Source organism: Natrarchaeobius chitinivorans (assembly GCF_003841505.1).
Lineage (GTDB): Archaea > Halobacteriota > Halobacteria > Halobacteriales > Natrialbaceae > Natrarchaeobius > Natrarchaeobius chitinivorans.
The window spans coordinates 1-13,506 of sequence record NZ_REGA01000028.1; the positions used below are offsets into that span (position 1 = coordinate 1).

Below are 13,506 nucleotides of genomic sequence, written 5' to 3' on the forward strand. Positions count from 1 at the left end.
GCTCAACTACAGCGACCGAAACCACGTCGAAAAGTGGTTTCAGACAGTCTCAATGCGAATCGACCGCTTTCACGCCTTCTGGCGGGGCAGTCCAGCCAGCGCACGCCGCTGGCTGAGACGCTTCAGACACCACTACAACCACGATCGACCGAATCAAGCGCTGAATGGCCGAACACCAGCCGAAGAGGTGCTGAACTAGACAGTGCCGTGGCCGTGACGGTTCGACGTCGGACTTCACTTTCAGTTCACTCTGAAAATGGTTAAGGTGGTCGACCTCGTATTCCGTGTTAGAAGGCAACACGGCCGCGTGGCGGCCGTCGTTCGAACCCTACGAACGTTCCAGACCCATCTCTGAAACTCGTGTTGTATTACTGCAAAACGGATAGAACAGCTTTATGAGGAATGCATGAATACCGAACCTTCGTCACGAATGATGAGAGCCAGGACTCGAGGAAACGACAGAACCGAGGGACGGCACCGGCATTTCGTCGAGGTGTGTCGCGCATGAGCAAGAGCGACCTCTCTGCGGAGGAGCTGACCCTGCCGATCAAACGGACCGAAGGCGAGACGTTAGCCGACCGACTGACGGCCAACGCCTACCATAACATTCTCCCCGCGCGGTACCTCCGCAAGGACGCCGACGGCGAACTCATCGAGGAACAGGAGGACCTTTTCGAGCGCGTCGGTAAGAACATCGCCCTGGCCGAGGCGGTCTACGAGGCAGAAAAACGCGACCTCGAGATCACGGCCACGCCCGATCAACTCAAGCCGGACCACCCCCGTCGAGACGAACTCACCGAAGAAGTGTTCGGCGACGAAGTGACCACGGCAGACGACGCAGACGCCGAAACGGTCCTGACCGAGCACAACGTCAACAAGTTCGCTTACGAGACGATCGTTCCCGAACTCCCCGAACCGGTTCGAGAGCACGTCGAGGACGTCGCCGAGACGTTTACCGAGGGGATGGAGTCGCTGTCGTTCATGCCGAACTCGCCGACCCTGATGAACGCGGGCGACGAACTCCAGCAGCTCTCGGCGTGTTTCGTCATGAGCCCCGACGACGACCTCTCGGACATCCACGAGACTGCCAAAAAGGCCGCGGAGGTCTTCCAGTCCGGCGGCGGCGTCGGCTACGGCTTCTGGCAGCTGCGACCGTACGGCGACGCGGTCGGCTCGACCGGCGGCATCGCCTCCGGGCCGATCACGTTCATGCGAACGTACGACCAGCTCTGTGAGACCATCGCCCAGGGAGGGACCCGACGCGGTGCCCAGATGGGCATCATGCGCGTCTCTCACCCTGACGTTATCGAGTTCATCCACGCCAAGAACAAAGACGTCTCGCTCGCCCACACGCTCCGGCTGAACGACCCGGACGACTACACCTACACCACCTTCTCCGAAGCCCTCGAGGAGGCACGCGACCTGATCGACGAGGACGGACGCGTTCCCAAGCACCTGCGAAACGCCGTCGAGGGCCATCTCTCGAATTTCAACATCTCCGTCGGCGTCACCGACGCGTTCATGGAGGCGCTGCAAAACGGCGAGGAGTACACGTTCACCAACCCGCGTACGGAAGAGCCACACATCGCCACCGAAGAGACCAAAGAGATGTACAGCCGCTACGACCTCGGCGAGCACGTCGAGGTCGGCGAACCGCTGTCGATTCCCGCCGAACTCGTCTGGGAGCGCATCGTCGAGGGCGCACACGAAAACGGCGAACCCGGCGTCATCTACTTAGAGCGGGTGAACAAGGAACACTCCTTCGACGTCGAAGAAAATTCCGACCACAGAATACTCGCAACAAACCCCTGTGGCGAACAGCCGCTCGAGGAGCACGAGGCCTGTAACCTCGGACACATCAACCTCTCGACGCTCGCGGATTCGGACGCCCCCGACTGGCGGGTCTGGTCCGAGGAGCACGGCGAGGAGTACGACTCGCGGGCCGAGGCCGTCGACGCCTTCCTCGAGGAGGCCATCGACTACGAGGAGTTCGACGAGCGCATCGAGTACGGCACCCGGTTCCTCGAGAACGTCGTCACGATGTCCGATTTCCCCGTCGAGGAGATCGAGCAGACGGTCAGGGACATGCGCAAGATCGGCCTCGGCATCATGGGACTCGCACAGCTGTACATCCAGCTTGGCATCAAGTACGGCAGCGAGGAGGGCAACGAGGTCGCCCGCCAGCTGATGACCCACATCAACCACGGCGCGAAGGCAAAGAGCCACGAACTCGCCACCGAGCGCGGCTCCTTTGCCGACTGGGAGGACTCGAAGTACGCCGAGCCGACCGAGTACCGCGAGTGGTTCGAACACCAGACCGGCGAGGACGCCGACGACTGGGCCGATGGCTTCCCCATCCGCAACCACAACGTGACCACCATCGCGCCGACCGGCACCACCTCGATGGTCGGCAACACTACCGGCGGCTGTGAGCCCATCTACAACGTCGCTTACTACAAGAACGTCACCGACGACGTCCAGGGCGACGAGATGCTCGTCGAGTTCGACGACTACTTCCTCAGGGTGCTCGAGGCCAACGACATCGACGTCGACGTGGTCAAAGAAGAGGCACAAGAGCAGATGGCGACCAACCAGTTCGAGGGCGTCGAGGGGCTCTCGACGGTGCCCGACTCCATCGGCGAACTGTTCGTCATCACGAGCGACCTCTCGGCCAAACAGCACGCAGCCGTCCAGTGTGCCTGTCAGAAAGGCGTCGACTCCGCCATCTCGAAGACGGTCAACGCGCCCAACGACTCCACGCTCGAGGACGCCAAAGACGTCTTCGAGTGGGTCTACGAGAACGGCGGCAAGGGCGTCACCTACTACCGCGACGGCACCCGCTCGAAGCAGGTGCTGACCACGCGTGCGGACAACGCCGACTTCGCCGACGAAACCGAAGCCGCACAGGCTCTGATCGAGCAGATCGACGAGATCTTCGGCGGTCTCGAGGCGTTCCTCGAGAGCGAGGACGTCCGCGAGGTGATCGCGGAGGACGCCGACGCACTCACCAGCGAGCGGGAAAAACCCGTCCAGGTCGACTTCACCGAAAAGCGCGAACGACCCGACGCTCTGCAGGGCGTCAGCCAGCGCATCGACACCGGCTACGGGAAGGTGTACGTGACGATCAACGAGGATCCGGAGACCGGCCAGCCGTTCGAACTGTTCGCGAACATCGGCCACTCCGGTGGGTTCACCAACTCCTTTACCGAGGCGCTCGCCAAGGTCATCTCGACCTCGCTGCGATCGGGCGTCGATCCCGAGGAGATCGTCGACGAACTCTGTGGAACCCGCTCGCCGAAGGTCGCCTGGGACAAAGGCGAACAGATCCAGTCGATCCCGGACGCCATCGGAACCGCGATGCGCCGATATCTCGACGACGAGATCGACAAACCGTACCCCACCCAGCAGACGCTAGAGGAATCGGCCGACGCCGACCTAGGCGACGACCACCAGACCGACGGCGGTGCGACCACTGCACCGAGCGAGTCGACTGACGCGACCCAGGATCTCATCGACGCCGGCGAATCCCCGGAGTGTCCCGAGTGTGGCTCGCTGTCGCTTTACTTCTCCGAAGGCTGCAAGACCTGCGAGTCCTGTGGCTGGTCCGAGTGCTGATTGACCGATAACCCGATCTTCTCCTCCTATTTCCACGACGGAACGACGCTCGAGCGAACCGACAACACGTATACTGTCGAACAGCAGTCAGTGATACGGATTACTGTAACTGTGTACCGGCGCACCCGCCGCCCGGGTTGCGGGTGCGCCGGCAATGACTTGACAGTAAACCGTATGAGACGTCAGTCACGAGTTCGCGGCCGTCGCCATCGGAGACGGCCCCAAGAGAGCGACCGATCTCACAAAGTTCCGTCCGACAGTATTAGCATCGCTCGAGTACAACTGGCCAGTATGACGTCCGACGGTGACGGCGGTGGCGGCTCTGGTCGGGACGATTCTTCGGCCAGCGAAATCGACGATCGAGCGGGACCGACCTGTCCGCACTGTCGGAGACCGATGTACGAGCGCCACTGCAAGTACGTCTGTCCACAACACGGCGTAATCATCGACTGTAGCGATCCGTTTCTGTGATACGGTTTACTGGAAGTCAGTACCGGTGCAACCGCGATCCGTCCTGCGATTGCACCGGTACACAGTTACAGCAATCCGTATGGGTCGTCGATCCCGTTACCCGTCGGTCGATCGAGCGGACCGTCTCGTCCGGCTCCTCGAGCGAGCAACGCGGTAGGCGGGCCCTGCGAGTAACAGTGCGGCGGCGAGTACACAGGCGACCGAGAGGGCGATTCCGAGTTCTTCCAGCCCGTCCATCGTAACCGTCGCAGCCGACGCGCCGACGAAGACGGCGGCGACGGTCCACGGCAGTTCCCCCGCCGCCGTCCCGACGACGAGGTGGCGCAGTCGGACGCCGCTGGCTGCAGCAGCACACGTCGAGACGTCCGACGGGATCGGCGCGAGCCGCGAGGCTGTTACGCCTCGAATCGGTCCTGCTGTCCGATAGTATCGCGTAATCACCTCACCGATTCCGTCCATCGATCCCCACCGCGCTGCCGCGAGCCCGCTCGAGCGATCGACCGGTTCGTCGGGGTCGGGTGCGAACCACCGGGCGGCGAAGAAGACGGGGACGACGGTTACGACGACGCCTGCAAGTGCGATCGGGACACCGAGTGTGACACCGTACCCGTACCCGGCGACGACAGCAAGTGGCGTCGTCGGCCAGGCGAAAAGCGGGCGGACGAGGTAGAGGCCGGCGACGACGGCCCCGAACAAAAACGGATCAGCGGCTACGGATTCGAGCCTCGTGAGAGCCGTCGATGGCGAAACGAGCAACCCCGCGGCGACGATCGCACTCGCCACGAGTATTCCGGCGAGCGCACGCGTCGACACCGACGGAACCGACATCGATCGCAGTTTCGACTCGAACGCCGAAGCTTTTGTGACTCGAGTCGAAGCCGGACGACACAACGTTTATTCGCTCCGGGCAGCCAGCACCTACCGATGGACAGAGAGGGAACCGACGACCGCCGCGGTGGGGATCACCTCGACGACCGCAGCGGCGAGGACCGCCCCGACGACCGCAGCGGCGGGGACCACCACCACGACCGCAGCGGCGGGGACGACCCTGGCGAGCGTAACGATGGGGACAAACTCGACGATCGCGTGGAACTCGGACTCGCGTTGCTCGAGCACCTCGAGCACGAGTCGCTCTCGCTCGCCGACGTCGTCGACCGCATCGAGACGGTTACGTCCGATCCGGCGGTGACGCGGACGATTCTCGATCAGGCCGAGTTTCGCGGCATCATCGAACGCGAGGACGGAATCGTCCGGCCGAAGAGCCGCCAGTACGTCAGTTTCGACGAGGACGTGATCACGAAAGAGGGGGAGTTCTCGTGTCGACGCTGTGGCTCGAGCCTGTCGACCGGGTACTTCATCGATCTCGAAGCGGGTGAACTCGGCCCCTTCGGCTCCTCGTGCATCCGAAAAGTAACCGGCCGCGAATAGTGACGTAACCGGCCGCAAGAAGGGAGTCGAAATCGGAGAGCGGCCTGCTACCGTCCGCGCCGAAGTTCGGTGATCAACTGATCGATCGTCTCCTGTTGTCGTTCGATGAGGTCGTTCTGGCGGTCGACCGCCGACTCGAGTCGGTCGAGACGCTCTATGAGTTCGGGATCGGGATCGCTCGCAGCATCGGCCTGGTCCGCCGTGCGCTGGGGCGTTCCGTTAGCGCTGGATTCGTCGAAGACGTTCCCGGTTTCGATGGTTGCCGTCCGCTGTTCGGCGTTCGAACCCGCCGCGGATTCGCCTCCGCCGTGGGCGGATTCCCCGGTGTCGGATTCTGATCGCGGATCGTCCTGTGGCCCCTGATTCGGAGTCGCTTCGATCTGGCTTCGCCCACCCCGTTCTCCCGTGGGGTCGCCCGCGTCGACGGCGTCCTGATCGTCGGGTTCTGGTGGATTTGCATCGAGCGGATCGACGCCGTCACCGAAGTCCATCGACGCGTCGGCCCGTTGGTCTGTCTCGTCGTCTTCCCCGACTTTTTCGTTGAGTTCCTCCAGGGAGCTGACGTCGTGATAGTCGAACAGGGCCCGTTTGAGACGCTCCCGAAGGTCGTTCGCTTCCTCGTTCGGGGCTTTGATCCGCTGGGGCCGCCCGTCGACGACGAGGACGATCTGCATTGCGACGCTACCGTCTTCGAACGAGAGTTCGCTCACGTCTCCGAAGTGGTACTCCTCGTAATCCTCGTCCCAGACCGCACCCCCGATGTGTTTGACGAGTCGATCGCTCGTGATGAGTAACGTCAGTTCGCTGAATCGGTAGGTCTGGACGACCGTTTCGCCCGGTTCCGTGATGTCGTTTCCGTTCAATACGCCGGCGAGAACGGGGTGAAGTGCCGCGTCGGTTTTGCTCGAGGGGACCGTAAACTCGCGAGTTCCCTCGAGTGCATACTCGAGGGTGAATTTGGTTTTTCGTCGGCCTTCCGAGAGGGTCAGGCGGTCGGCGTCGTGGGGGTAGTCGTCGACCGATTCGTCGCTCAAGAGACCGTCGGCACGATAAACGAGTGTCCGCGTCGGAGTGATAAACAGTTGATCCTCGCCGCCGAGAGAAACTCGTGCTGCGATCTCCTCGTCGTCGAGAGTAGACTGGACGATTCCGGGAACGCTCATGTCGCGGTAGTTCGCAAGGGCCTGTGATAAATCCGTGGGTCCCCGTTGCACGGCAGCGCCGAATGAGAAGCTTAAAGAAACGGACCGCACTACGAGAGAACGAGCCCGGGTGGCTTAGCTGGACATAGCGCCGCACTCATAGGGTTCAGAGATTCGGTGCGGTTTCGCCTTGGAAGCCTCCGTGTCCCTCGAGGACTGCCGAGCCTCGAACCTGGGACATGCGGAGATCGAGGGTTCGGAGCCCTCCCCGGGCACTGGCTTTCTATCCGAAGTCACGAACGCAGCGAGTGACGAGTCCGGAATCCAGTGCCCGAACGAGACGGAGAACCCGGAGGTCCTCAAGAGTGAGCAATGCGAGGCGCGAGCGTCGTGAGCGCCTCGAAAATGCGAGCGGCGAAGCCGCGAGCACAGCGAACGATCGAGGGAACGAAAGAGCTCGCTTTTCGGTGGTTCGGAGGCGGAGACCCGGTGGTCTTCAGCGAGCGAACCGAGGCAAGCAACAGCGTTTTTCCACTCGACGCAGACATCCTAACCGCCCAACAACCGCGGAATCGACGTATTCGGTGAATATTTCGTTCGATGGCTCTCGGTGGAATCGCCCTTGCGACGGATTTCGCGCTCCTGATCGTCGCCGCGACGGCGTTGAGCTACGTCGCCCGGCTGACGAGACAGCCGACCATCGTCGCGTACGTCCTGACGGGTGTCGTCGTCGGCCCGATCGGCCTCGGAATCGTCGGCGAGGGCGACCAGCTGATCGAAATCGTCGCCGAACTCGGCCTCGGATTTCTCCTGTTCCTCCTCGGCATCGAGATGCGTTTCGAAGACATCCGGGAGATCGCGAAACCCGTCGGTGCGATCGCCGTCGGTCAGGCGGTGTTACAGGCCGTCACATCGACGGCCGTCGCCCTCGTGCTGGGGTTCACGTTGTTCCAGTCGCTGGTGATTGCGCTGGCGACGACCTTCGGCGCGACGCCGATCATCGTCAAGGTACTCGGGGACAAGGACGATTTAAAGACGCTGTACGGCAAGGTCGACGTCGGAATCCTCATCTTTCAGGACATCTACCTCGTGATGGCACTTGCTATTCTCGCGGTCGGAACCGTCGACGACGTCACAGAGATTGCCACGAGCATCGGCCGCGTGTTCTTCCTGATGGCCGTTATCGGTGTCTTCGCCTTCCTGGCCAGTAAGTACTTCCTGCCGGCGATATTGCGAGCGAGCGCCGCGAACAAGAGCACACTCTTTACCGTCGGCATCGCGTGGGCGTTTCTGTTCATCTTCGCGGCCGAAACGCTCGCTCTCTCCATCGAGATCGGTGCCTTCCTTGCGGGACTCGCGCTCGCACAACTCCCGTACAGCACGGAACTCAAAGAACGAATGCGCCCCGCGACGAACTTCTTCATTGCGGTCTTCTTCGCGAGTCTCGCCCTCCAGATGGGCGTCGAACAGTTGCTGGTCTACTGGCAAGAGGCAATCGCGGCGTCCGTCCTCCTTCTCAGTATCAACTTCTTCATCGTCTTCGGGTTGTTCTACAGCCAGCGGTTCGACATCGAAACCTCGTTTCTCGGTACGATCTCGATGCTCCAGGTCAGCGAGTTTTCGCTGGTGTTGGGCGCACTCGCCGTCGAAGAGGGATTCGTCGGGGAGGACATACTCGGCTTTCTCAGCCTCATGGCGTTGATCACGATGCCGATCTCGACGTACTACGTACTCTACAACAGGCAGATCTACCGTTACGTCCGGCCGTACCTCGAACGGTTCGAACGCGAAGACACTGTCGAAGCCCAGCCCATCGAATACGAGAATCACGCCGTGATCGTCGGCTACAGCCGCTTTACGAGCGAACTCGTGGACGTCCTCCTGAACGCCGACGCGTCCGGCCCCGGTGTCGACGATGTCGTCGTCATCGAGGATCGGGCTGAGTACGTCGAAGCACTCTCGAGGGCGGATTTCGGTTTCATCTTCGGGAACGCCCGACACGGCGACATCCGACAGGATGCGAACCTCTCGGGTGCCGAGGTTGTGGTGAGCGTCGCAAAACGCACCGACGTCTCTCTCCGATTGGTCGAAGACGCCCCGAACGCGTTGACGATCGTCACGGCCACGACCGAGGCGGAAGCGACGCGCCTCCACGAGGCCGGTGCCGACTACGTCGTGCTCGAGCGGGGCCTCGTCGGCGAGGAACTGGCGACCCTGCTCGAATCGCTCGACGACCTCGAGGCGTTCGAACGACGACTCGACGAACTTAACGATCGGGCACGGAACGGTTCACCGCGGACGCACGAGACCGTTTCGTCCGGAGGTGAAACCGATGTATGAGATCCTGTTCGCGCTGACGCTGATTTTCGTCCTCGCGGCCGGCTTGTTGCTCGTCGCCGCACAGCAGGATCTTCCAGTGATCCCCTTTTATCTGCTCGCGGGTGTCCTCGCCGGATTCGCGATCGACGAAACGCAACTGCTCGATCTGGCCCAGTGGGGAATCGCGTTTCTGGTATTCCTCTTCGGCGTCCACGTCGATCTCGAGGCGTTCCGATCGACCGGACGCGTCAGCGCCACCGTCGGGGCCGTCCAGGCGTCGCTCGTCGGTACTCTCCTGTTTGGTCTCGGACTCCTGTTCGACCTCGACGTGTTGAACGCCGTCTACCTCGGCATCGCGGCCGCCCTGAGTTCCTCACTCGTCGCGAAGAGCTACCTCGACGCGGACGACGCCGTTCGACCGACGTACGAACGGCTCGCAGAGTCGATTCATTTCACCGAGGATATCCTCGGCGTGCTCGTCGTTCTCGGATTGAGCACGTTCGTCTACGCACAGACAGCCACCGCGCAGCAGTACGCGGTTGCCGGGGTGATGGTCGCGCTCGCGCTCACGATTCGGTACGTCGTCTTCCATCGACTGACCGCCAGACTGCAGGGGGATGCAGAGGTGATGATGTTGCTCGGTATCTCGATCCTGATCGGATTCATCGCGATGGCAGAAGCCGCTGGCCTCTCGATCGTCGTCGGCGCGTTCGCCGCCGGGATCACCATCGCCGACGACTACCCTCACTCCCTCGAACTCGTCGATACCGTCGACGACCTGGAAGACTTCTTTACGCCGATATTCTTCGTCACCGTCGGTGCGTTGCTTGCGATCCCGACCCTCGAGACGGTCGGGTACACGCTCGCGCTGGTCGTGGCAGTCCTGGTCGTAAACCCACTGCTCGTCGCGTTCATTCTCCTCCGAAGCGGCTTCGACGGGCGAACGTCGATCCTCGCGGGTCTGACGCTCGATCAGGTGAGTGCGTTCAGCCTCTTTATCGCGATCGAAGCTCTCGGCGCGGGGACGATCGCTCGTCCCGTCTTCGATGCGATCGTCCTCGCAGCAGCAATCACGATGATCGTCGCGACCTACACCGGTCGCCACGCCGGTTCGATCAACCGCTTGCTGCGCGAGCGTGGCGTCGTTAGCATCCTCGGCGAACCGCTGGGCGAGCGGACACACGTAACCGAGGGGCTAACCGGACACGTGATCGTCATCGACTTCCAGCACGGCGGCCAGCAGGTTCTCGAGGCCTGCTCGCATCTCGATCGACCGCTACTCGTCATCGAGGACAATCCCGTTCTGTTCGAGGAGGTACGGGACCAGTGTGACAACTACGTTTACGGGGACGTTCTGAACGACCGAGTGTGGGACCTGGCACAACTGGACGACGCCGCGGCTGTCGTTTCTCTCGCCCCGGAGTACGACCGCGCCCGGCGAATCGGTACACTGGACGCGGACGTTCCACGGTTTGTTCGCGTCGACACGACCAATGCGGCCGAGGAACTCCTTGAGCTCGGTGCGACCGGCATCGTCTATCCGGACGCGATCGCGGCGGAACGCGTCGGCGACGATCTCGAGGCACTGCTCACCGAAGAGATCTCCCACGAGGAATTCGTCGATCGAAGCCAGAGCTACTACGACAGGCTGTGAGATGTACGTTGACTGCGAGAATCGGCGTTCGCGAAACGTCGGGTTCGACCGTCGTCTCGGTGGCCAATCCGGAGAGAGTGCAGCCCCGGTGGGTGACGAACGCTAGTCCGCCTCATACGGTTTGCTGCAAGTCAGTACCGGAGCGACCGCGGGATGGAACCCCGGTCGCTCCGGTAAACAGTTGCAGCAATCCGTATCAGTCACAGACGTCGTCGGGGTCACTCGTCGCTTTCCCGACGAGTGCGCCCTTGTAGTACACCTTCACCGTGGCTTTCCCCTTCGGAGCCTTGACCCAGAACGTTTCGGCGGAAGCGAGCGTGTTCTTGACCACGATCTTCCCTTTCTTGCCGGTTTCAGACACGCGATACGTGAATTTCATATCGGTGTCTTCGCCGTGGTGGAGGTAGAACTGCGCTCGATCGTTATCGGGATCCGCACACTCGAAGTTGAACGCAACCTGCACGTCAGGATCGTAGTCCTTCTTGTATTTGCCGCGGCCTTTCTTGCCCTTCTTACCCTTCTTGCCTTTCTTGCCTTTTTTGTCCTTGTAGTGATCGTTCTTCTCTCCAGCGCTTGCGGTGGTAACACTGAAAACGGAACTCCCGATGAGTCCACCGCTCACTGCGATACCTTTGAGGGCCGTTCGTCGTGAGATGTGATCGTCGTCTGTCATAGGGCACCCCCCAGCCACGAACGGGACGTCCATCTGGCCGGCGAGTATCGACACCTCCACCAGACGAACGTTTTGTTATCAGTGATCTAACCGATCTAACGAACATCTTACGGAGTGAAATATTTTTCACCAGTATCTCATGCGAAACTGAAACAACTGTTGGGCAGACAGACACTTGTGAGAGGAGTTCGTGTCTCGGACCGCAACCGATTTCTCACACACAGACGGAGCCAATTCCTCTCGTACCAGCGGTTCAGGGAATATCTATTCACCAGATTCGAGAAAGGTGTTCCTTCCGGCACCCACAGTGATCTCGTACGTGGGGCTGCGATTTCTTGCGTATCTAACCCGTTCGCCGATCGCTATCCCGGAAGGACCAACTTACAACACTGGCATTTCAAAACCCGTATCCGGTATCGAGCGCTTTCGACGTCGCCGTGAAGACACCGGAGGAGTGGCAGTTGAATCGTGCGTGTCTCGGCAACCGTCAATGGGGTCGAAAACCTCATCGTTCGGCTTCAACCTTTCACCGGTCCGATCTATCGTTCGTCATTTTTCGAATCGCCTGCGACGAACGACGTGACTGGCTCGTGATCGGTACGGCAGATCGGAAACCCAAAACGTGTGGATGGACGGGATGAGTCCCTACCCCCAATAGATCAGGGACTTCCAGCGAGGAGACACGGCGTGACGATATTCTGGCAACGACTGTCGTCTGCCTCCACGCGAGTTCCCGCTATCGCTCCCGTAACCGTCCGCGAGGAGCAGGCGAGGGTGAACGTCCGTTGGAATGGGTCGATGACGTATCCCCCACCCCCGCCTGATCGGGCGTTTCGGTGGGAAGTACGTAAAGCTATTGGCCGATTCGCGGGGAGCACTCCGGTAGGTACTGATCTCCTCGAGCGCCGGCTCGTCGAATCGGATCGCCTTATAACTCGCGTCCAAAACGGGCAATATCCTTTAGTGAGCCGGCAGAGAACACCAGAATGCTTCCGAATGGAAGCGATGTATGTGGCGGGTGGTAACCGGTAGGTGGTGAGAGCCGTCACATACACCCACACCTTGCGGTGCGACCGGTAGTTCGTACGCAGTCCATTTAGGAGTAATTGACAGTGAGAGACAACGTTGCTGCCCGGAGGACGAATCGGAATCGGTACGATTCCGGTCGACTCGCCCGACGCTGGTCCCGCTGGTGTGAAAGCGGCGGCCAGTGAAGACCGTTTCCGACGTCGCGTCCTAACTCACCGGCTCACGAGACGTTCCCGCCCTCCCGCTCGCTCCCGTGGCGGCGATGAAACTCCCGCTCGTCGACGGCAACGTACTCGAGGATACCGGTGAAACACGCTGCGAAGCTCCCGCCGAAGACGACGAGGCCGAAAAGAGTTGGGCGGTGGACGTACGGGATCGGTCGTTCGAGTCCGAGGACGGTATCCATCCATATCGGGATGCCCACTGTCACGACGACGACCCACAGAACGAGCCCGTAACCGATGCCGATGAGGATGCTCGCGAGTACCGTCCAGTGAGACCCCTCGAGACCAGTTACTGAAGCGACCCGTTCGGGCCGAACGAGGGTGATGAGGACGAGAAACCCCCCGCACGCGAGAAGCGTATGAACGAAGTGAACGCCCCAGATAGCGGCTAACCCGTCCAGTCCGTACAGCGCACCGATGGACTCCATCCGACCAGTGATATGGAAGTACCCGCCGAAGATCAATCCGGCGAGTGGCACCGAAATGATCGCGCTGGCGAGAACCTGCAGTTCGTACACAGGCGGCTCCGGCGGTCTGTCGGCGGCCATTTCGGGAAATACACCAGCGGTGGTCACTTATCTGTACCGGGTGTAAGGAACGCCAACCACGCAACTGGTAGGCAGTTCTAACAGGAAATGGACCCGTAGTCCGAGATATCAGTCAGTTACAGAACAACTCGAGGCGCGTGTGACGGGCGAACAGCGTCGACTACTGGTGGTCCTCGAGAGACGGGTGGTGAAAATGAGAGGGAGCCCCAGTAACAGCGGAGTCGATCTACTGTGACGATTCGCACATCAGTCATGCAGTCTGCGGTTCTCGTTCGCCTCGCTCACTTCGAACCGCATGCCCCGAACTGCGTGCTACTCGCGGGTCACGTCGTTCCCCGCTCGCCGATCCGCGGTTCTCGTTCGCTTCGCTCACTTCGAACCGCGTGCTCCTCGCACAACCCGG

At 61.2% G+C, this 13,506-nt stretch carries 10 protein-coding genes and 1 tRNA gene; 7 read left to right on the forward strand and 4 right to left on the reverse strand.

What is annotated here, in order from left to right:
- The 3 genes from EA473_RS20670 to EA473_RS20680 form a co-directional block, all read left to right on the forward strand.
- Positions 1-199 (forward strand): integrase core domain-containing protein (locus tag EA473_RS20670; RefSeq protein ID WP_165875350.1); only part of this gene is annotated, 199 nt, incomplete at its 5' end.
- A gap of 305 nt (positions 200-504) precedes the next feature.
- Entirely contained in the window at positions 505-3,615 is a 3,111-nt protein-coding gene (locus EA473_RS20675) for an adenosylcobalamin-dependent ribonucleoside-diphosphate reductase (RefSeq protein ID WP_124197516.1), read from the forward strand.
- 291 nt (positions 3,616-3,906) lie between these two features.
- Positions 3,907-4,086, forward strand: coding sequence for an HVO_2523 family zinc finger protein (locus EA473_RS20680; protein WP_124197517.1), 180 nt, complete (start codon positions 3,907-3,909; stop codon positions 4,084-4,086).
- 96 nt (positions 4,087-4,182) lie between these two features.
- Here EA473_RS20680 and EA473_RS20685 read toward each other — a convergent pair whose 3' ends face one another.
- Complete coding sequence (locus EA473_RS20685; protein WP_124197518.1) at positions 4,183-4,914, reverse strand: TVP38/TMEM64 family protein; 732 nt, start codon at positions 4,912-4,914, stop codon at positions 4,183-4,185.
- 96 nt (positions 4,915-5,010) lie between these two features.
- Between EA473_RS20685 and EA473_RS20690 the strand changes: the two genes are divergently transcribed.
- Positions 5,011-5,514: a DUF5830 family protein gene (locus EA473_RS20690; protein ID WP_243645332.1), complete on the forward strand. Its 504-nt coding sequence runs from the start codon at positions 5,011-5,013 to the stop codon at positions 5,512-5,514.
- A 47-nt stretch (positions 5,515-5,561) separates the two neighbouring features.
- On the opposite strand, the gene EA473_RS20695 is transcribed toward EA473_RS20690, so the two are convergent.
- Positions 5,562-6,677: a DUF7115 domain-containing protein gene (locus EA473_RS20695; protein ID WP_124197519.1), complete on the reverse strand. Its 1,116-nt coding sequence runs from the start codon at positions 6,675-6,677 to the stop codon at positions 5,562-5,564.
- A gap of 103 nt (positions 6,678-6,780) precedes the next feature.
- On the opposite strand from EA473_RS20695, the gene EA473_RS22480 reads away from it, so the two are divergent.
- The 3 genes from EA473_RS22480 (at position 6,781) to EA473_RS20705 (ending at position 10,629) form a co-directional block, all read left to right on the forward strand.
- Positions 6,781-6,931 (forward strand) — tRNA-Met (locus tag EA473_RS22480).
- A 325-nt stretch (positions 6,932-7,256) separates the two neighbouring features.
- Positions 7,257-8,996 (forward strand): cation:proton antiporter, encoded by a 1,740-nt coding sequence (locus EA473_RS20700; RefSeq protein WP_124197520.1) that lies wholly within the window; start codon positions 7,257-7,259, stop codon positions 8,994-8,996.
- Complete coding sequence (locus tag EA473_RS20705; protein ID WP_124197521.1) at positions 8,989-10,629, forward strand: cation:proton antiporter; 1,641 nt, start codon at positions 8,989-8,991, stop codon at positions 10,627-10,629. The genes EA473_RS20700 and EA473_RS20705 overlap by 8 nt, the downstream gene beginning before the upstream one ends.
- A gap of 196 nt (positions 10,630-10,825) precedes the next feature.
- On the opposite strand, the gene EA473_RS20710 is transcribed toward EA473_RS20705, so the two are convergent.
- Both EA473_RS20710 and EA473_RS20715 read right to left on the reverse strand, forming a co-directional pair.
- Entirely contained in the window at positions 10,826-11,302 is a 477-nt protein-coding gene (locus EA473_RS20710; protein WP_124197522.1) for a hypothetical protein, read from the reverse strand.
- A 1,249-nt stretch (positions 11,303-12,551) separates the two neighbouring features.
- Positions 12,552-13,103, reverse strand: a complete 552-nt coding sequence (locus tag EA473_RS20715) for a hypothetical protein (protein ID WP_124197523.1) — start codon at positions 13,101-13,103, stop codon at positions 12,552-12,554.
- Positions 13,104-13,506 lie beyond the last annotated feature (403 nt).

Bases quoted from the DNA above. Each gene is read 5' to 3' on its own strand.
- EA473_RS20675 (WP_124197516.1), top strand. From the start codon at position 505: ATGAGCAAGAGCGACCTCTCTGCGGAGGAGCTGACCCTGCCGATCAAA.
- EA473_RS20680 (WP_124197517.1), top strand. From the start codon at position 3,907: ATGACGTCCGACGGTGACGGCGGTGGCGGCTCTGGTCGGGACGATTCT.
- EA473_RS20685 (WP_124197518.1), bottom strand. From the start codon at position 4,914: ATGTCGGTTCCGTCGGTGTCGACGCGTGCGCTCGCCGGAATACTCGTG.
- EA473_RS20690 (WP_243645332.1), top strand. From the start codon at position 5,011: ATGGACAGAGAGGGAACCGACGACCGCCGCGGTGGGGATCACCTCGAC.
- EA473_RS20695 (WP_124197519.1), bottom strand. From the start codon at position 6,677: ATGAGCGTTCCCGGAATCGTCCAGTCTACTCTCGACGACGAGGAGATC.
- EA473_RS20700 (WP_124197520.1), top strand. From the start codon at position 7,257: ATGGCTCTCGGTGGAATCGCCCTTGCGACGGATTTCGCGCTCCTGATC.
- EA473_RS20705 (WP_124197521.1), top strand. From the start codon at position 8,989: ATGTATGAGATCCTGTTCGCGCTGACGCTGATTTTCGTCCTCGCGGCC.
- EA473_RS20710 (WP_124197522.1), bottom strand. From the start codon at position 11,302: ATGACAGACGACGATCACATCTCACGACGAACGGCCCTCAAAGGTATC.
- EA473_RS20715 (WP_124197523.1), bottom strand. From the start codon at position 13,103: ATGGCCGCCGACAGACCGCCGGAGCCGCCTGTGTACGAACTGCAGGTT.